The sequence below is a fragment of the Rathayibacter sp. VKM Ac-2754 genome, from assembly GCF_009807095.1.
Lineage (GTDB): Bacteria > Actinomycetota > Actinomycetes > Actinomycetales > Microbacteriaceae > Rathayibacter.
The window spans coordinates 224,560-241,874 of sequence record NZ_WUCC01000002.1 but is presented as its reverse complement, the minus strand read 5'-3'; the positions used below and the strand labels follow the sequence as shown (position 1 = coordinate 241,874).

Here is a 17,315-nt window from a genome sequence, read left to right as displayed (position 1 = left end):
GACACGCTCGGCGCCTTCTGCCCGGGAATACCCCGGGCGGGTCGGAAGTTGGGGCGGAAGGACGGCACCGCGGACCCCTTCGGGGCAGGCGCGCCGGACCTCGCCGAGGAGGGTGTCGGGAGGCCTGCGAAGGCGACTCCGAGGTGCCTGTCAAGAGCGGTTCGATGCGGTTTGCGAATCGAAACGTCTTGATGCACACTGACCCCGCCGATTTATTGAACAGCTGAATAAGAAGTGGAATGGGAATGGCTACGGACTACGACGCCCCCCGCAAGACCGATGACGACTCCGAGTCGATCGAGGCCCTGAAGGAGCGAGTCCCCGACAAGATGTCCGGAAGCGTCGACGTCGATGACGCCGACAACCCGGGTGGATTCGAACTGCCCGGCGCCGATCTCTCCGACCTCGACCTGGACGTCGTCGTGCTCCCGCCTCAGGCGGACGAGTTCACGTGCGTGAGCTGCTTCCTGGTGAAGCACCGCTCGCAGATCGACCACGAGGAGAAGCTCGGGCCCATCTGCCTGGAGTGCGCCGCCTAGGCGTCTCCTCGCTCGTCGGAACGACCGCTCCGTCGCCGTGATCCCTGGATCGCGGCGACGACGTCGTTGGGGCGTCGACTCGACAGCAGCCAGTACGGAGTCGGATCCGCCGGATCCTCGATCGGCACCCGCACCACGTCCTTGACCCAGCCTCGGATGACGAGGAACGCCCGCGCGTCGAGCTTCGGGCCTCGCTGGGCGAACGCGCGATCGCCGGTGTGGGCCGATGGCTCGCCGACCAGCTCGAGCGGGATGTGCGCTCGCCCCGCCCGCAGCTCGCCGTCGACGACCTCGATGGTCGGCGACAGAGTCAGCAGCGACACCACGCATCCGCCGTACAGGACGACCGCCACGAGCACTCCGACGACGAAGTCGATCGGCGCGAACACCAGGATGCTGGCGGGGATGACGAGGGCTGTGGAGACGAAGAGCCAGGGCGCGGGCCACAGCCTCTCCCGGTACGGCGATTGCATGTCCCTATTGCATCAGACAACTGGTCTACCCTCGTCACGTGAATCAATCCGTCGACGTCCCGATCCGCGCGGACCAGCTCCCGTCGTACGCGCATCCGGGTGACGCCGGCGCCGATCTGCGCTCGACGGACGACGTCGTCCTCGCTCCCGGCGAGCGCGCGAGCGTCGGCACCGGAGTCGCCATCGCCCTGCCCGACGGACACGTCGGCTTCGTCGTCCCGCGCAGCGGCCTCGCCTTCAAGCACGGCCTCACCATCGTCAACGCGCCCGGCACGATCGACGCCGGCTACCGCGGCGAGATCCGAGTCGCCCTGCTGAACACCGATGCCCGCGAGAGCTACAGCATCGCGGCGGGCGACCGGATCGCCCAGATCGTGGTCGTCCCCGTCGTCCGCGCCCGCTTCGTCCCCGTCGACGAGCTCCCCGACTCCGTGCGGGGCACCGGCGGGTTCGGCTCGACCGGGTACGCCGTCGATCCCGAGACGGCCCGAACCTCCAAGGAGAACGCATGAGCGACATCCAGCCCGTCGACGCGGCGGCCGAGCTCGTCGAGCAGGACTTCGAGAAGTCCGCGCCCGCGGACCGCGCCGAGGCCGGCCCCCTCGACGAGCGCGAGGCGAACCCGGTCCGCCCCTACATCGACCTCGGCGGAGTGAAGGTGCTCCCGCGCGAGGGCATGCACATCCGCCTCGAGGTCGAGGAGGGGACCAAGCGCGTCATCGCCGTCGGCCTCGACTACGCCGGGTCCACCCTCCAGGTGCAGCCCTTCGCCGCGCCGCGCTCCTCGGGTCTCTGGCACGAGATCCGCGGCCAGATCGCCGACCAGATCGCCAAGCAGGGCGGCACCACCACCGAGCGCGACGGCACCTTCGGCCCGGAGCTCGTGGCGGAGCTGCCGATCGCCGGCGGCCAGACCCGCGTGGCGCGCTTCGTCGGCGTCGACGGGCCGCGCTGGTTCCTCCGCGGAGTGATCGCCGGAGCGGGAGCCGTCGACGAGCAGGCCGCCGCCTCGGTCGAGGAGCTCTTCCGCAGCGTCGTGGTCGTCCGCGGCACGGGGCCGATGCCCCCACGCGATCTCATCCCGCTCAAGGTCCCGACCGGCGGCCAGACCCAGCAGAGCGCGAGCTGACCGGCATGGAGCCGCCCCGTCCCGAGGAATCGCGCCCCGAGGAGTCGGACCCGGCGCGCCCGGAGGTGTCGGACGCGATCGCCCAGGCCGCGAAGCGCTCCGGTCTCGGGGTTCTCGCCGACGGAGAGCCCTTCGACGGTCGCGCACTGCTGCGCACGATGGGCGGCGTCCGCGGGATCCTCGAGGCCGTGGTGCCCGGGGTCGCCTTCGTCCTGCTCTTCACGATCACGGGGGAGCTGGTGCTCTCGCTCGTCGCCTCCGTTGGACTGGCCGTGCTCTTCACCGTCGCGCGGATCCTCGGGCGCACCCCGGTCGTCCAGGCGGTCGGTGGCCTGCTCGGCGTCGTGGTCTCGGCCGTGCTGGCGCTGGTGACGGGCCGCGCGGTCGACAACTTCGTGCCGGGGCTCATCACCAACCTCGCCTACGGAGTCGTGTTCCTCGTCTCGGTTCTCGTGCGCTGGCCTCTCATCGGCGTGGCAGCGGGCTACCTGATGGGCGACGGGACCGGGTGGCGCACAGACCGTCGCAAGCGCCGTCTCTTCTCGGCGCTCACCCTCGCCTGGGCGGGTCTCTTCCTGCTCCGCCTCGCGGTGCAGTACCCGCTGTTCCTCGCGGAGGACACCACGGCGCTCGGCACCTGGAAGCTCGTGCTCGGCCTTCCCCTCTACGCGCCGCTCCTGGTGCTCACCGTGCTGGCCGTCCGCGCCGAGTACCGGACCGCCGCAGAGGGTCCGGATGCCGGAGTCGACGCCGAACGTGCGTAGAATTGTCTCGACGTCGAGATAAATAGCGTTCGTCCGCGCTGGCTGTGCAGGCGCGGATCCGCCGGTGCGACGACGTCCCGAGTGTTAGGTCCTCCTTGGTGGCAGGCCGCCGTGCGCGGTCGCCAAGATGGACACGGATAGGTGGCTCCGCCCGTGGGCGGGACCACGTCAGCGAAGGAGAGGGCGACGTGTCCGCGGTAGACAGCTTTGGATCCAAGGACACCTTGACGGTCGGTTCGACCGAGTACGAGGTGTTCCGCATCGACCGGGTCCCCGGTCACGAGAAGCTCCCGTTCAGCCTCAAGGTGCTGCTCGAGAATCTCCTCCGCACGGAGGACGGCGCGAACATCACCGCCGATCACATCCGCGCCCTCGGCGAGTGGGTCCCCGAGTCGGAGCCCGACACCGAGATCCAGTTCACGCCCGCGCGCGTCGTGATGCAGGACTTCACCGGTGTCCCCTGCATCGTCGACCTCGCCACCATGCGCGAGGCCGTGGCGGCCCTCGGCGGCGATGCGAACAGGATCAACCCGCTCGCTCCGGCCGAGATGGTCATCGACCACTCCGTCATCGCCGACCTGTTCGGCACCGCGGACGCCCTCGAGCGCAACGTCGAGCTCGAGTACGAGCGCAACGGCGAGCGCTACCAGTTCCTCCGCTGGGGCCAGACGGCGTTCGACGACTTCAAGGTCGTGCCGCCCGGAACGGGCATCGTCCACCAGGTCAACATCGAGTACCTCGCCCGCGTCACGATGACGCGCGAGGTCGGCGGCGCCCTGCGCGCCTACCCCGACACCTGCGTCGGCACCGACTCGCACACCACGATGGTCAACGGCCTCGGCGTGCTGGGCTGGGGCGTCGGCGGCATCGAGGCCGAGGCGGCCATGCTCGGCCAGCCCGTGTCGATGCTCATCCCGAAGGTCGTCGGCTTCAAGCTCTCCGGAGCGATCCCGACCGGCGTCACCGCGACCGACGTCGTCCTGACCATCACCGAGATGCTGCGCAAGCACGGAGTCGTCGGCAAGTTCGTCGAGTTCTACGGAGCCGGCGTCGCCGAGGTCCCGCTCGCGAACCGCGCCACCATCGGCAACATGAGCCCCGAGTTCGGCTCCACCGCGGCGATGTTCCCCATTGACGACGTCACGCTCGACTACCTGCGCCTCACCGGTCGCAGCGACGAGCAGATCGCGCTCGTCGAGCAGTACTCCAAGCTGCAGAAGCTCTGGCACGACGCCGACGTCGAGCCGGTCTTCAGCGAGTACCTCGAGCTCGACCTCAGCACCGTCGTCCCGTCGATCGCCGGCCCGAAGCGTCCCCAGGACCGTATCGAGCTGACCTCCGCCAAGACGCAGTTCGAGGCCGACCTCAACAACTACGCCGACGTCTCGCACGACATCGTCGACCTGACGATCTCGGAGTCGTTCCCTGCCTCCGACCCGGGCGAGCTCCAGCCGCAGGACGCGCACAGCTCGCACGAGCACATCCACCGCTCGCACGCCCCCTCGACGGTCTCGAAGCCGACGACGGTCGAGCTCGGCGAGAAGGGCGAGACCTTCACGATCGACCACGGAGCCGTCGCCATCGCGGCGATCACCTCGTGCACGAACACGTCGAACCCGTCCGTCATGCTGGCGGCCGGTCTGCTCGCCCGCAACGCGGCGCAGAAGGGCCTCAAGGCCAAGCCGTGGGTCAAGACCACCCTCGCGCCCGGCTCGAAGGTCGTCACTGACTACTACGAGAAGGCGGGACTCACCGAGTCGCTCGAGGCGCTCGGCTTCTACACGGTCGGCTACGGCTGCACGACCTGCATCGGCAACTCCGGCCCGCTGCTCGACGAGATCTCGGCCGCGGTGCAGGACAACGACCTCGCCGTCACCGCCGTGCTCTCGGGCAACCGCAACTTCGAGGGTCGCATCAACCCCGACGTGAAGATGAACTACCTGGCGAGCCCGCCGCTGGTCATCGCCTACGCGCTCGCCGGCTCGATGAACTTCGACTTCGAGGTCGACGCGCTCGGGACCGACGGCGACGGCAACGACGTGTTCCTCAAGGACATCTGGCCCGACGCCGCCGAGGTGCAGGCCACGATCGACTCGTCGATCGACAAGTCGATGTTCGACACCCAGTACGCCGGCGTGTTCGACGGCGACGAGCGCTGGCGCGCACTGCAGACCCCCGAGGGCTCGATCTTCGAGTGGGACCCGAAGTCGACGTACGTGCGCAAGCCCCCGTACTTCGACGGTATGACGATGGAGACGACTCCGGTCACCGACATCTCGGACGCCCGGGTGCTCGCCAAGCTGGGCGACTCGGTCACGACCGACCACATCAGCCCCGCGGGCTCGATCAAGGGCGACAGCCCGGCCGGCCAGTACCTCGCCGAGCACGGCGTCGACCGCAAGGACTACAACTCCTACGGCTCGCGTCGCGGCAATCACGAGGTGATGATCCGCGGCACGTTCGCGAACATCCGCCTGAAGAACCAGCTGCTCGACGGAGTGGAGGGCGGCTACACCCGCGACTTCACGCAGGCCGACGCCCCGCAGTCGTTCATCTACGACGCGTCGCAGAACTACCAGGCCTCGGGCACTCCGCTCGTCATCCTCGGCGGAAAGGAGTACGGCTCCGGCTCGTCGCGCGACTGGGCGGCCAAGGGCACGAGCCTCCTCGGCGTCAAGGCCGTCATCGTCGAGAGCTTCGAGCGGATCCACCGCTCGAACCTCATCGGCATGGGTGTCGTCCCGCTGCAGTTCCCCGCCGGCGAGACCTGGGCGTCGCTCGGACTCGACGGTACCGAGTCGATCAGCATCTCGGGCATCGAGGCGCTGAACGAGGGAGTCACGCCGAAGACGGTCCACGTCGTCGCCGTGCCGACCGAGCACTCGGCCGAGGGCCGGCAGCCGATCGAGTTCGACGCCGTGGTGCGCATCGACACGCCCGGTGAGGCCGACTACTACCGCAACGGCGGCATCCTGCAGTACGTCCTCCGCTCGCTCGTCTGATCGAGACCGAGCAAGGTGTGCGCCTTCCCGCAAGGGGGAGGCGCACACCTGTTCCCGGGGGCCTCCGTGCGTAGACTCGCAAGACCTCCACTCCCCATCACTCGACCCGGAAGGCGGCGCGAATGGCTGTTCTCGAGACCATCGGCGGACCGCGCGACCTCGATCGCCTGACCACGGCCGAGCTCGAGACGCTGGCGCAGGAGATCCGCGACTTCCTCGTGCGCGAGGTCTCGAAGACCGGCGGTCACCTCGGACCGAATCTCGGCGTCGTCGAGACGACGATCGCCATCCACCGCGTCTTCGACTCGCCGCGCGACTCGATCATCTTCGACACCGGTCATCAGTCGTACGTGCACAAGCTGCTGACCGGCCGGCAGGACTTCTCGAAGCTGCGCCAGCGCGGCGGCCTCGCCGGCTACCCGCAGCGCTCCGAGTCGCCCCACGACATCGTCGAGAGCTCGCACGCGTCCAGCTCGCTCTCGTGGGCCGACGGCATCTCGCGGGCCTTCACGATGACCGGTCAGACCGATCGGCACGTGGTGGCGATGGTGGGCGACGGCGCCCTCACCGGCGGGATGACCTGGGAGGCGCTGAACAACATCAGCGACGACAACTCCCGCCGCCTGATCATCGTCGTGAACGACAACGGGCGCTCCTACGCCCCTACGATCGGCGGGATGGCGCGATTCCTCAACGGAGTGCGCACCCGCCGCTCGTACCGCACGCTGCACCGCGGCTCCCGCGCCGTCTCGGAGCGACTCGGCGGGCCCGCCGCGGCCGTCTACCGCGGTGTCCGCGGCGGGATGCACGGATTCCTCAGCCGCTTCATCAACAACGAAGCGCTGTACTCCAACCTCGACATCAAGTACCTGGGTCCGATCGACGGGCACGACCTCACGGCGATGGAGGAGACGCTCCAGCAGGCCAAGGACTACGGCTCGCCGGTGATCGTCCACGCGATCACCCAGAAGGGGAAGGGCTTCGGTCCGGCCGTCCAGGACCTCGCCGACCAGTTCCACGCGGTCGGGCAGATCGACCCCGAGACGGGCGAGCCGCTGAGCGCGAGCGGTGCGAGCTCGTGGACCTCGGTCTTCTCGGAGGAGATCGTCACGCTCGCTGACGAGGATCCGACGATCGTCGGCATCACCGCCGCGATGCTCCGCCCGGTCGGGCTCGACCGCCTCGCGGAGAAGTACCCCGATCGCGTCTTCGACGTCGGCATCGCCGAGCAGCACGCCGTGACCTCCGCCGCGGGCCTCGCCTTCGGTGGCCTGCACCCGGTCGTCGCGCTGTACGCGACCTTCGTCAACCGCGCCTTCGACCAGATCCTGATGGACGTGGCGCTGCACCGCGCCGGCGTCACCTTCGTCCTCGACCGGGCCGGTGTCACGGGACCGGACGGGCCGAGTCACCACGGCATGTGGGATCTCGCGATCCTGCAGGTGGTGCCGAACATCCGCCTCGCAGCGCCGCGCGACTCCGTGCGCCTGCGCGAGGAGCTGCGCGAGGCCGTCGGTGTCACCGACGCCCCCACCGTCGTGCGCTTCTCGAAGGGCGACGTCGGAGACGAGATCGATGCGATCGAGCGCCTCGACGACGGGGTCGACGTGCTGTCGCGCGCCGAGCGCCAGGACGTGCTGATCGTCACGGTCGGACCGATGGCGACCATGGGTCTCGACGTCGCCCGGCGCCTCGCGGCGCAGGGGATCGGCGCGACCGTCGTCGATCCCCGCTGGGTCGTGCCGGTGCCGAAGAGCATCATCGAGCTCGCCCGCGATCACCGGATCCTCGTGTCGATCGAGGACGGCGTGCGCGTCGGCGGCATCGGGACGCGGATCCGTCAGGATCTGCGCGAGGCCGGTGTCGACACCGCGGTGACCGAGCTCGGCCTGCCCGACCAGTTCCTCGACCACGCTAAGCGCGAGGAGATCCTCGAGGACGTCGGGCTGACTCCGCAGCACATCGCCCGCGACGTCGTCGCACAGGTGCTCGGCAGCAAGATCCCCGTCGCCCGCCCGCTGCCCGAAGAGGTCGAGGCCCACGACGACGCACGGAGCGACTGAGCCCGCTCAGAAGCGGTAGACCAGCTCGACCGCACCACCGGCGAACGGTTTCGTGCCGGTGAGCTCGAGCGGAATCGTGCGGCGGAACGGGAGGAGCGGTCGACCGCTCCCGAGGAGCACCGGCATCACGGTGACGCGGAGCTCGTCGAGGGCCGAAGCCTCGGCGAACTGCGCCGCGACGACGCCGCCGCCGACCACCCAGACGTCGCCGGTGCCGGCGCTCTCGCGGATCGCCGGCAGGAGCTCGGTCACTCCTCCGTCGGCGAAGCGGACATCGGCGCCGGGTGAGGACTCGCGCGGCGCCGACGTCAGCACCCAGGCGGGGATCGAGTACGGCCACGGCTCCTCGCGCCGAACGGACTCGTAGGTCGTGGAGCTCATGACGACGGCTCCTACTCCGGCGAGGAAGCGGTCGTAGTGCTCCTGGAAGGCGTCGAAGCCGAACTGGAGGAGCCAGTCGAGGCCGTCGTCGTCATCGGCGATGAAGCCGTCGAGGGAGGAGGCGACGTAGTACACGGTGCGAGTCATGACCGCAGGGTAGGACCCACCACCGACGCGGTCGGTACCGCTGGATCGGGTGCGGTCTGCAGGACAGGGTGCGACCTGCAGGAGTTCTGAGCGCGAGAGCGCTTCCCTCCGTGTGGATCGGGCGATGCGAGGCGGATGTCCTGCGAGCCGCACCGGCGCCTGCAGATCGCACCGGCGCCTGCAGACCGGACGGCTGCCTCCAGATCGCACCGCGGCACGCAGACGGCCCGGCCACCGCGACTCGCGCAGGCGCCGGGCCGGGTGCCGTCAGGCGACGCCGCGGATCACCGGGTGGTGGAACGTGTCGCCGAACGCGCGCTCGCTCGCCCCGACACGGTCGAGGTAGGGCGTGAGGCCACCCATCTGGAACGGGTAGCCGGCGCCGAGGATGAGGCACAGGTCGATGTCCTCCGCGGCGTGCACCACGTCGTCGTCGAGCATCCGCTTCACCTCGTCGGCGAGACCCGTCTCGACGCGGAGCCGGAGCTCCTCGGCCGTCATCGGCTCGGTGCCGCCCGCGACGATCGCGACCGCCCGCTTGTCGACGCCCTTCACCCGCCCCTTCGTGTCGCGCTCGAAGACGTGCCCGAGCTCGGCGAGGCGGTGCAGGTTCGCACTGTCGAAGAAGCGGTCGGGGAATGCGGCGTGGTGGGTGTCGAGCACGTGCGCGCCGACCTTGAGGCCGACCAGTTCGAGCAGCTCGAACGGGGTCATCGGGAGTCCGAAGGGCGCCAGCGACTGCTCGACGGTCTCGAAGGGCGTGCCCGTGTCGACGGCGTGCATCGCCTCGCCGAGGACCTTGGCCAGGAGCCGGTTGACGACGAAGCCGGGGGTGTCGCGGGTGATCACGGCGTTCTTCTTCAGCTTCGCCGCCGTCACCATCGCGGTCGAGAGGGTCTTGTCGTCGGTGTGCGGGGTGCGCACGACCTCGATCAGCGGCATGACCGCGACCGGGTTGAAGAAGTGGAACCCGACGAGGCGCTCCGGGTGCGCGAGCCGCTCGCCGATCCGCTCGACGGAGAGCGACGACGTGTTCGTCGCCAGCACCGCGGTGGGGGAGACGTAGCGCTCGATGTCGGCGAAGACCTCCTGCTTGACCGACAGCTCCTCGAAGACGGCCTCGATGACCCAGTCGGCATCGGCGAAGTCGGCGCGGTCGGTGGTGCCGGTGATCAGACCGCGGAGGCGGTTCGACTCGTCGGGGGAGATCCTGCCCTTCGACAGCAGCGTGTCGATCTCGCGGACGATGGTGGCGACGCCCTTGTCGACGCGCTCCTGATCGAGATCGGTGATGACCACGGGCACCTGCAGTCGGCGCAGGAAGAGGAGGGCGAACTGGGTGGCCATGAGGCCCGCTCCGACGACTCCGACCTTCGAGACCGGCTTCGCCAGGGACTTGTCCGGCGCCCCGGCCGGGCGCTTGGCGCGCTTCTGCACGAGGTCGAACGCATAGATGCTCGCGCGGAACTGATCGCCCGAGACGAGGTCGGCCAGCGCCTCGTCCTCGGCGGCGAAGCCCTCCTCCTTGGTCGTGTTCTTCGCGGCCTTCAGGAGATCCAGAGCGCGGTACGGCGAGGCCGCCACCGTGCCGATCTTCGACTCGAGCTGCTTGCGCGCGATCGAGATCGCGACGTCCCACTTCACGAGGCGCTCGAGCCTCCCGGGGGCGTTCGGCCGGTCGACCTTCACCGTGCCGCCGAGCACTCCGTCGGCCCAGCGGAGGGAGTCCTCGAGGAACGCCGAGGGCGGGAAGATCGCGTCCGCGATACCGAGGTCGAAGACCTCCTGGCCCTTGAGAGTCCGGTTGTTCTTGAGCGGGTTCTCGACCACGACCTTGAGGGCGTTCTCGATGCCGATGAGGTTCGGCAGCAGCCACGCGCCGCCCCAGCCGGGGATGATGCCGAGGAAGACCTCGGGCAGGCCGAGGGCGGCGATGGACGAGTCGACCGTGCGGTAGTCGGCGTTCAGGGCGATCTCGGTGCCGCCGCCGAGCGCGAGCCCGTTGATGAAAGTGAACGAGGGGACGCCGAGGTCGCTGAGCATCCCTAGGGTGCGGTGGCCGAGACGGGCGAGCTGGCGCCCGAGCTCGCGGCTCGGGATGCTGCCGACCTTGCTCAGGTCGGCGCCCGCGGCGAGGATGAACGGCTTCCCGGTGACGGCGACGCCCTGGATGTCGCCGGCCGCGGCCCTCGCCTTCTGCGCGATCAGCACGTCGGCCAGCTCGAACAGGCCCGCGGGCCCGAAGGTGCTCGGACGGGTGTGGTCGCGGTCGTTGTCGAGCGTGATGAGCGCGATGACCCGTCCGCTGGCCAGGGGCACGTCGCGCACGTAGGAGTGCGTGACGACCTCGCCCTCGGCGACGTCGACGAGATCCTCGAATCCTTCGAGCATGGGTCAGCGTCCCTTCCGCTTGGCGCGCTTGCCGTCGAAGTGCGGGTTCTCCCAGACGACGGTGCCGCCCTGGCCGAGCCCCACGCACATGGCCGTCAGTCCGTACTGCACCTCGGGGTGCGCCTCGAACTGGCGGGCGAGCTGGATCATCAGGCGGACCCCCGAGGAGGCGAGCGGGTGGCCGACCGCGATCGCGCCTCCGTACTCGTTGACCCGCTCGTCGTCGTCGTCGATGCCGAAGTGGTCGAGGAACGAGAGGACCTGCACGGCGAACGCCTCGTTGAGCTCGAACAGACCGATGTCCTCGATGCCGAGTCCGGCCTTCTTCAGAGCCTTCTCGGTGGAGGGGACCGGGCCGATGCCCATGATCTCGGGCTCGACTCCGGCGAACGCGAAGCTCACCAGCCGCATCTTCGTCGGCAGCCCGAGCTCCTTCGCGGCGTCGGCGCTCGCGAGCAGCGAGACGGCGGCGCCGTCGTTGAGTCCGGAGGAGTTGCCCGCCGTCACGCGTCCGTGCGGACGGAACGGGGTGCGAAGACCCGCGAGACCCTCGAGCGTCGTCTCGGGCCGCGGCGCCTCGTCGGCGGTGGCGAGGCCCCAGCCGGAGGCGCTGCGCGTAGCGACGGGCACCAGGTCGGGCTGCACGTGGCCTGCGGCGTAGGCGGCCGCGAGCTTCTGCTGGCTCCGCAGCGCGTAGCGGTCGGAGCGCTCCTTGGTGAGCTGGGGGAAGCGGTCGTGGATGCGCTCCGCCGTCTTGCCCATGTTCAGAGCGTCCTCGCTGACGAGCCGCTCGGAGAGGAAGCGCGGATTCGGATCGGCGTTGAAGCCCATCGGGTGGCGGCCCATGTGCTCGACACCGCCGGCGATGACGACGTCGTACGCGCCGAACGCGATGCCGCCCGCCGTCGTCGTGACGGAGGTCATCGCTCCGGCGCACATCCGGTCGATCGCGTAGCCGGGGACGGAGCGGGGCAGCCCTGCGAGGAGAGCGCTCGTGCGCCCCAGGGTCAGGCCCTGGTCGCCCTGCTGCGTGGTCGCGGCGATGGCGACCTCGTCGACCCTCTCCTTCGGGAGCGAGGCGTTGCGCTCCAGCAGACCGATCATCGCCTTGACGACGAGGTCGTCGGCACGGGTCTGCCAGTACATGCCCTTCTCACCGGCTCGCCCGAACGGAGTACGGACTCCATCGACGAAAACGACTTCGGATCTCTCGGCCACAATGCCTCCCAGGAACTCACGGTCGTCGTCGATCGTAGGAAGGGCGCGAACCGCGCCGGAATCCTTTGCCGCTTCCTACGAAGCGCTTTCCGTGCTCTCCGGCGGGGCTTGGGCCGCTTCGACAAACGCTGTGGCGAGGGACGCCGCTGTGGCGTCGATCTGCCAGGGCCGGGCGCCGGCGCGCTCGAGCTCGGCGGCGATGGACGCCGTGTCGAGCGGCTCCGGCGGGCTCCAGGCGAGCCGGCGGAGCAGGTCGGGAGTGAGCAGGTTCTCGACCGGGAGGGACAGCAGCTCCGCGATCTCGATGACCACGGCGCGTCCGGCCTTCAGGCGCGCGTCGGCGGCGGGATTGCGATCGCCCCAGGCGCGAGGCGGCGGCAGGGTGTCGGCCGCCGGGCGGACCGCGCTCGGCAGGTCCTCCGTGGTGGTGCCGCGCTCGATCGCCGACCACCAGCGCTCGACCTCGCCGCGGCTCGCGCGACCGGTGAAGTCCCGCCGGCCCGAGAGCTGGCTGACGCTGGTGGGGATGTTGCGAGCGACGGCGATGATCGAGGCGTCGGGGATCAGGCGCCCCGGCGCGATGTCGCGCTCGCGGGCGAAGGCGTCGCGGGCCAGCCAGAGCTCGCGGGCCACGGCGAGGGGACGGAGCCCGCGGAGGGAGTGCACACCGGAGAGACGGCGCCACGGGTCGGGCGGCGCGACCTTCGGCTGCCGGCGGAGGGTCGCCTCGAACTCCTCGCGGGCGATGCGCGTCTTGCGCGCCTCGATGAGCATCTCCTCCATCCGGTCGCGCAGATCGACGAGGAGCTCGACGTCTTTCGCCGCGTAGACCAGCCAGCTCTGCGGGAGCGGCCGGGTCGACCAGTCGGCGGCCGAGTGCTCCTTGGCGAGATGGATGCCGAGGAGGTCCTCGACGACGGCGCCGAGCCCCACCCTGGGCAACCCGAGGAGCCGGGCGGCGAGCTCGGTGTCGAAGATCCGCGTCGGATCGAGGCCGACCTCGCGCAGGCACGCGAGATCCTGGCTCGCCGCGTGCAGCACCCACTCCTCGTCGCCGATGACAGCCTGCAGGGCGTCCATGCGGCCGATGGCGGGCGGGTCGAAGAGGAACGCGCCGGCGCCCCTCCGGTACACCTGGATCAGGTACGCGCGCTGCGAGTAGGTGAAGCCGGAGGCCCGCTCGGCGTCGACGGCGACGGGTCCGTGACCCGCCGCGAGGGCGTCGACCGCGGCGCGGAATTCGTCGGGGGTGGAGAGGACGCGGTAGTCAGTCACGATTGTTCCGTCGGAAGGCGAGTGAGGTCACGCCGTCGCCCGAGACCGGTGGGAGGCCCGCCAGCATGCACAACAGCTCGCCCCAGCCTTCCACGTGCGCGGCGAGCTGTGCATCATCGGGGCTCCACGAGGCGCGGATCTCGATCTGCGCACCGTCGCCCTGGGCGGCGAGCTCGCCGAATCCGGTCGAGAGGACCTTCGTCGCCGTGCCGGACGCGGCGGTGTAGGTCGCACCGCGGACGTCGAGCGCGTCGATCAGCCACGACCAGGCGACCTCGGCGAGGAACGGATCCGTGCCGATCTCGATCTCGAGCGGAGCCTGCGCGAAGCAGACGACGCGGAAGGGACCGCCCCACTGCTCGGGCTCGTCGGGGTCGTAGAGCAGGATGAACCGCCCTGTGCCCAGCTCGGAGTCGCGGCCGTGCGCTCTCGGCGAGACGTCACCCGAGAGCGCGAGCGCCCAGGGGGCGAGGCCGGTCGGCGAGGTGATCTCGGAGACGGTCAGTTCGGACCGCGGCGAGACCGCGCGGATCGACTCCGCCGCGACCCGGAACTCGTCCGGGAGCTGAGACGGCGCTGAGAATTCGGGCACCTTCGCAGACTAGAGTTCCCGCATGCCCGAAGCCCGCAGGCACGCCGCGGAGGGCGGGCGTCGAGCCGGCCTCCTGCTCCTCGGGATCCTCGCGATCCCCTCCCTCGTCGCGACGGGCGCGGTCGGCGCCTCGGCGCTCGTCGCCGCCTTCGTCCGCGGGGTCGTCATCCCGCCGTCCCGCCGCTCCCAGGACGCCCGCGTCCTCGCCGTCCGTCCCGACGCGGGTGAGATCGAGCTGGCGGCCGACGCCGACTCGGCGGTGCGCGGCGGGTTCAGCCTCTGGTTCGACCGGGGTCGCGGGCACGCCCGCGTCGGACAGCTCCTCGAGACCCGGAACGGCCGCGTCGTCCGCGAGCTCGAGCGCGTCGACCGGGGGAGCCTCCGGGCGGGAGCCCGCGCCCGGATCAACGGCTGGCTCCTGCTCGGCCCCCGCGAGACGGGACTTCCGTTCACCACGGAGGAGGTGCCGACGCAGTTCGGCGTCGCGCCCGCCTGGCTCTTCCCCGGCCCCGACGGCCTCGGCGACGTGTGGGCCGTGCACGTGCACGGCCGGGCGACCACGCGGGAGGAGACCCTCCGCGGTGTCGACGTCCTCCACCGGTCGGGCCTCACCTCGCTCGTCGTCTCCTACCGCAACGACGGCGACGCTCCGGCGAGTCCTGACCGGCGCTACGGACTGGGCGACACCGAGTGGCGCGACGTCGACGCCGCGATCCGCTTCGCCGAGCAGCGCGGAGCCCGCTCGGTCGTCCTCGTCGGCTGGTCGATGGGCGGCGCCATCGCCCTGCAGACCGTCCTGCGCTCCTCGCGCCGGGCACTCGTCGCCGGCCTCGTGCTTGACTCCCCGGTGATCGACTGGCGGGAGACGCTGCGCGGTCAGGCGCGCCTGCGCGGCATCCCGCCCGTCATCGCAGCGCTCGCCATCACGGTGATGCAGCGGCCGTGGTCGACGGCACTGACCGGTCAGAGCTCCGCGATCCCGCTGGCGGGTCTCGACCTCGTCACGCGGGCCGCCGAGCTGACGACTCCGATCCTCCTGATGCACAGCGTCGACGACGACTTCGTCCCCAGCGGGCCGTCGGAGGCTCTCGCCGCAGTCCGCCCGGACCTGGTCGAGCCGGTGCTCTTCCACGGTGCGCGTCACACGCGGCTGTGGAACGACGATCCGGAGCTGTGGGAGTCGTCGGTCGAGGGCTGGCTGGCACGTCTGGGCCTCAGTCGGCTCGGCCCCAGCGCGCGTAGCTGAAGCCGGAGTCGTCGACCGCCAGCAGCGTCAGGGCGTAGCGATCGTCGACCACGGCGCCCGTCGCGGCGACCGGAAGCCCGGGCAGTACGATTCGCGGGGCAGTGGTCAGGCAGATCTCGTCGACCCGGCCGGACGCGAGGAACTGGCCCGAGAGCGTCGCTCCGCCCTCGCAGACGACCCGGTGCAGTCCGAGGTCGGCGAGCGCGTCGAGCATCGCATCGACGCTGAGACGGCCGCCGTCACCGGGGACCTCGACGACCTCGACTCCGCGGGGGAGATCGTGGACAGGACGGCGCGACTCCGGCACCAGCAGGAGCACGCGCGCGCCCTCCTGCAGCTCGAGGCGGTGACCCGCCAGATCTCCGGACACCGACGCGATCGCCAGCGGCACGCGCTTCGGGACGCGGTAGCCCTCGGCGCGCACGCTCGCCGCACCGACCAGCACGACATCGGCCTGCGCGCGGATGACGCCCAGGATCGTCCGGTCGACGCGGTTCGTCAGCGTCTCGCTGGTGCCGTCGGAGCCGATGCTCGAGCCGTTGACGCTCGCGATCATGTTGAGGCGCACGCGGAGCGCGTCCGGCGGGCGGTACGCCTCCTCGAGGGCCCTGCGCGCCCCCTCCTCGCCGAGACGCACCGGCTCGCCGGCGGGCAGGAGGGGCCGGAGGATCATGCGGCCAGGTGCGCGCGGATCTGCCGCTTGGTGCGGCCGAGCAGGGCGCTCATCCCGCGCAGGCGCAGCGGTGACACCGCCTCCGACAGGCCGATGGTCTGCGGGAAGTCGTCGGGGACGGCGAGCACCTGCTCGGCGGTGAGGCCGTCGAGGCCCTGCGCCAGGATCGACGCGAAGCCGCGGGTGGTCGGCGCCTCGCGCGGAGCGGTCGCGTGCAGGTGGATCAGCTCGCCGTCGAACTCGACGACGATGAAGACCGGGGACTGGCACTCCTCGACGCGCTCGAAGAGATCGGGGTGGTCGCGGTAGCGCTCGGGCAGCTCGGGCAGCTCGTTCGAGAACTCGAGGAGGAGCTGCAGACGCTCCGGCTTCTCGAGGGCGAGGAACTCGTCGCGGATGTCGCGGAGCGCAGAGGGCAGTTCGTAGGTCATCAGGGGTCATTCTCTCAGAGAAGAGGACCCCGACCGTCGAGACGGGCGGGGTCCTCGGGCGGATCGTCAGCGGGGCGCGGGGGCCTCGCCGGGCTCGGAGCCCTTGACGATCGGGACGCGCACGGCGCTGCCCCACTCGGTCCACGAGCCGTCGTAGTTCTTGACGCCCTCGAAGCCGAGGAGGTGGGTCAGCACGAACCAGGTGTGCGAGGAGCGCTCGCCGATGCGGCAGTAGGCGATGACGGTGTCGCCCTCCTCGAGGCCGGCGCCGTCGCGGTAGATCCCGTTCAGCTCGTCGAGGCCGCGGAAGGTCCCGTCCTCGGCCGCGGCCTTGCCCCACGGCACGTTCTGCGCGCTCGGGATGTGGCCGGCGCGGAGGGTGCCCTCCTCCGGGTAGGCGGGAGCGGTCGTGCGCTCGCCCGAGAACTCCTCGGCGGAGCGCACGTCGATCAGCGGGTTGCCGAAGTGGGCGAGCACGTCCTCCTTGAAGGCGCGGATGTCGGCGTCGCGGCGCTCGACGACGGGGTGCTCGACCGCCTCGGGGGTCGAGGCCTCGGTCGTGATCGGGCGGCCGTCGGCGATCCACTTGTCGCGACCGCCGTCGAGGAGGCGGACGTCCTCGTGGCCGAAGAGGGTGAAGACCCAGAGGGCGTAGGCGGCCCACCAGTTGTTCTTGTCGCCGTAGATCACGACGGTGCTGTCGCGCGAGATCCCCTTGCCGCCGGCGAGAGCGGCGAAGGCCGCGCCGTCGATGTAGTCGCGCTCGACCGGGTCGTTGAGGTCGGTGTGCCAGTCGATCTTGACGGAGCCGGGGATGTGGCCGGTCTCGTAGAGCAGGACGTCCTCGTCGGACTCGACGACCACCAGACCGGGTGTGCCGAGCCGTTGCTCGAGCCACTCACCGCTGACGAGTCGTTCGGGGTGCGCGTAGGCGGCGAACTTCGGCGACGGATCGAGTTCAACGGACAAGGAGGACCTCCAGGGTGGTGCG

General features: G+C 70.5%; 16 protein-coding genes. 7 read left to right on the top strand and 9 right to left on the bottom strand.

Annotation, left to right across the window (positions count from 1 at the left end):
* The first annotated feature begins 245 nt into the window (after window positions 1–245).
* Entirely contained in the window at window positions 246–539 is a 294-nt protein-coding gene (locus GRS92_RS04460; RefSeq protein ID WP_056043739.1) for a DUF4193 domain-containing protein, read from the top strand.
* Here GRS92_RS04460 and GRS92_RS04455 read toward each other — a convergent pair.
* Window positions 536–1,012 (bottom strand): DUF3093 domain-containing protein, encoded by a 477-nt coding sequence (locus tag GRS92_RS04455; RefSeq protein WP_159853703.1) that lies wholly within the window; start codon window positions 1,010–1,012, stop codon window positions 536–538. The two genes, GRS92_RS04460 and GRS92_RS04455, sit on opposite strands and share 4 nt — an antisense overlap.
* Before the next feature lie 38 nt (window positions 1,013–1,050).
* On the opposite strand from GRS92_RS04455, the gene dut reads away from it, so the two are divergent.
* The 5 genes from dut (at window position 1,051) to dxs (ending at window position 7,970) form a co-directional block, all read left to right on the top strand.
* Complete coding sequence (gene dut / locus GRS92_RS04450; RefSeq protein ID WP_159853701.1) at window positions 1,051–1,524, top strand: dUTP diphosphatase; 474 nt, start codon at window positions 1,051–1,053, stop codon at window positions 1,522–1,524.
* A complete protein-coding gene (locus GRS92_RS04445; protein ID WP_159853699.1) occupies window positions 1,521–2,141 on the top strand; it encodes a DUF3710 domain-containing protein in 621 nt (206 codons plus the stop codon). The genes dut and GRS92_RS04445 overlap by 4 nt, the downstream gene beginning before the upstream one ends.
* A 5-nt stretch (window positions 2,142–2,146) precedes the next feature.
* Window positions 2,147–2,905 (top strand): DUF3159 domain-containing protein, encoded by a 759-nt coding sequence (locus GRS92_RS04440; RefSeq protein ID WP_159853697.1) that lies wholly within the window; start codon window positions 2,147–2,149, stop codon window positions 2,903–2,905.
* Window positions 2,906–3,093: 188 nt separating this feature from the next.
* Window positions 3,094–5,907 carry an aconitate hydratase AcnA gene (gene acnA, locus GRS92_RS04435; protein ID WP_159853695.1) on the top strand — a complete coding sequence of 938 codons (2,814 nt, stop codon included), beginning with the start codon at window positions 3,094–3,096 and terminating at the stop codon, window positions 5,905–5,907.
* Window positions 5,908–6,029: 122 nt separating this feature from the next.
* Window positions 6,030–7,970 (top strand): 1-deoxy-D-xylulose-5-phosphate synthase, encoded by a 1,941-nt coding sequence (dxs, locus tag GRS92_RS04430; protein WP_159853693.1) that lies wholly within the window; start codon window positions 6,030–6,032, stop codon window positions 7,968–7,970.
* A 6-nt stretch (window positions 7,971–7,976) separates the two neighbouring features.
* Here the strand turns inward: dxs and GRS92_RS04425 are convergent, their stop codons facing one another.
* From GRS92_RS04425 to GRS92_RS04405, 5 genes are all read right to left on the bottom strand, one after another.
* Complete coding sequence (locus tag GRS92_RS04425; RefSeq protein WP_159853691.1) at window positions 7,977–8,498, bottom strand: dihydrofolate reductase family protein; 522 nt, start codon at window positions 8,496–8,498, stop codon at window positions 7,977–7,979.
* Between the two features lie 267 nt (window positions 8,499–8,765).
* A complete protein-coding gene (locus tag GRS92_RS04420; RefSeq protein ID WP_159853689.1) occupies window positions 8,766–10,889 on the bottom strand; it encodes a 3-hydroxyacyl-CoA dehydrogenase NAD-binding domain-containing protein in 2,124 nt (707 codons plus the stop codon).
* Between the two features lie 3 nt (window positions 10,890–10,892).
* A complete protein-coding gene (locus tag GRS92_RS04415; protein WP_159853687.1) occupies window positions 10,893–12,107 on the bottom strand; it encodes a thiolase family protein in 1,215 nt (404 codons plus the stop codon).
* Between the two features lie 75 nt (window positions 12,108–12,182).
* Entirely contained in the window at window positions 12,183–13,382 is a 1,200-nt protein-coding gene (locus GRS92_RS04410) for a ribonuclease D (protein WP_159853685.1), read from the bottom strand.
* A complete protein-coding gene (locus GRS92_RS04405; RefSeq protein ID WP_159853683.1) occupies window positions 13,375–13,974 on the bottom strand; it encodes a DUF3000 domain-containing protein in 600 nt (199 codons plus the stop codon). Before GRS92_RS04405 ends, GRS92_RS04410 begins: the two co-directional genes overlap by 8 nt.
* A gap of 22 nt (window positions 13,975–13,996) precedes the next feature.
* Here GRS92_RS04405 and GRS92_RS04400 point away from each other — a divergent pair, with 22 nt between their 5' ends.
* Entirely contained in the window at window positions 13,997–15,220 is a 1,224-nt protein-coding gene (locus GRS92_RS04400) for an alpha/beta hydrolase family protein (RefSeq protein WP_159853681.1), read from the top strand.
* On the opposite strand, the gene GRS92_RS04395 is transcribed toward GRS92_RS04400, so the two are convergent.
* The 3 genes from GRS92_RS04395 to GRS92_RS04385 form a co-directional block, all read right to left on the bottom strand.
* The gene (locus GRS92_RS04395) at window positions 15,189–15,893 is read right to left on the bottom strand and encodes a dihydrofolate reductase family protein (RefSeq protein ID WP_159853679.1); all 705 of its coding nucleotides are present in this window, start codon (window positions 15,891–15,893) and stop codon (window positions 15,189–15,191) included. The two genes, GRS92_RS04400 and GRS92_RS04395, sit on opposite strands and share 32 nt — an antisense overlap.
* On the bottom strand, window positions 15,890–16,324 hold the full coding sequence (locus GRS92_RS04390) for a SufE family protein (RefSeq protein ID WP_159853677.1): 435 nt from the start codon (window positions 16,322–16,324) through the stop codon (window positions 15,890–15,892). The genes GRS92_RS04395 and GRS92_RS04390 overlap by 4 nt, the downstream gene beginning before the upstream one ends.
* 66 nt (window positions 16,325–16,390) lie before the next feature.
* Window positions 16,391–17,293, bottom strand: a complete 903-nt coding sequence (locus tag GRS92_RS04385; RefSeq protein ID WP_159853675.1) for a sulfurtransferase — start codon at window positions 17,291–17,293, stop codon at window positions 16,391–16,393.
* Window positions 17,294–17,315: the final 22 nt, after the last annotated feature.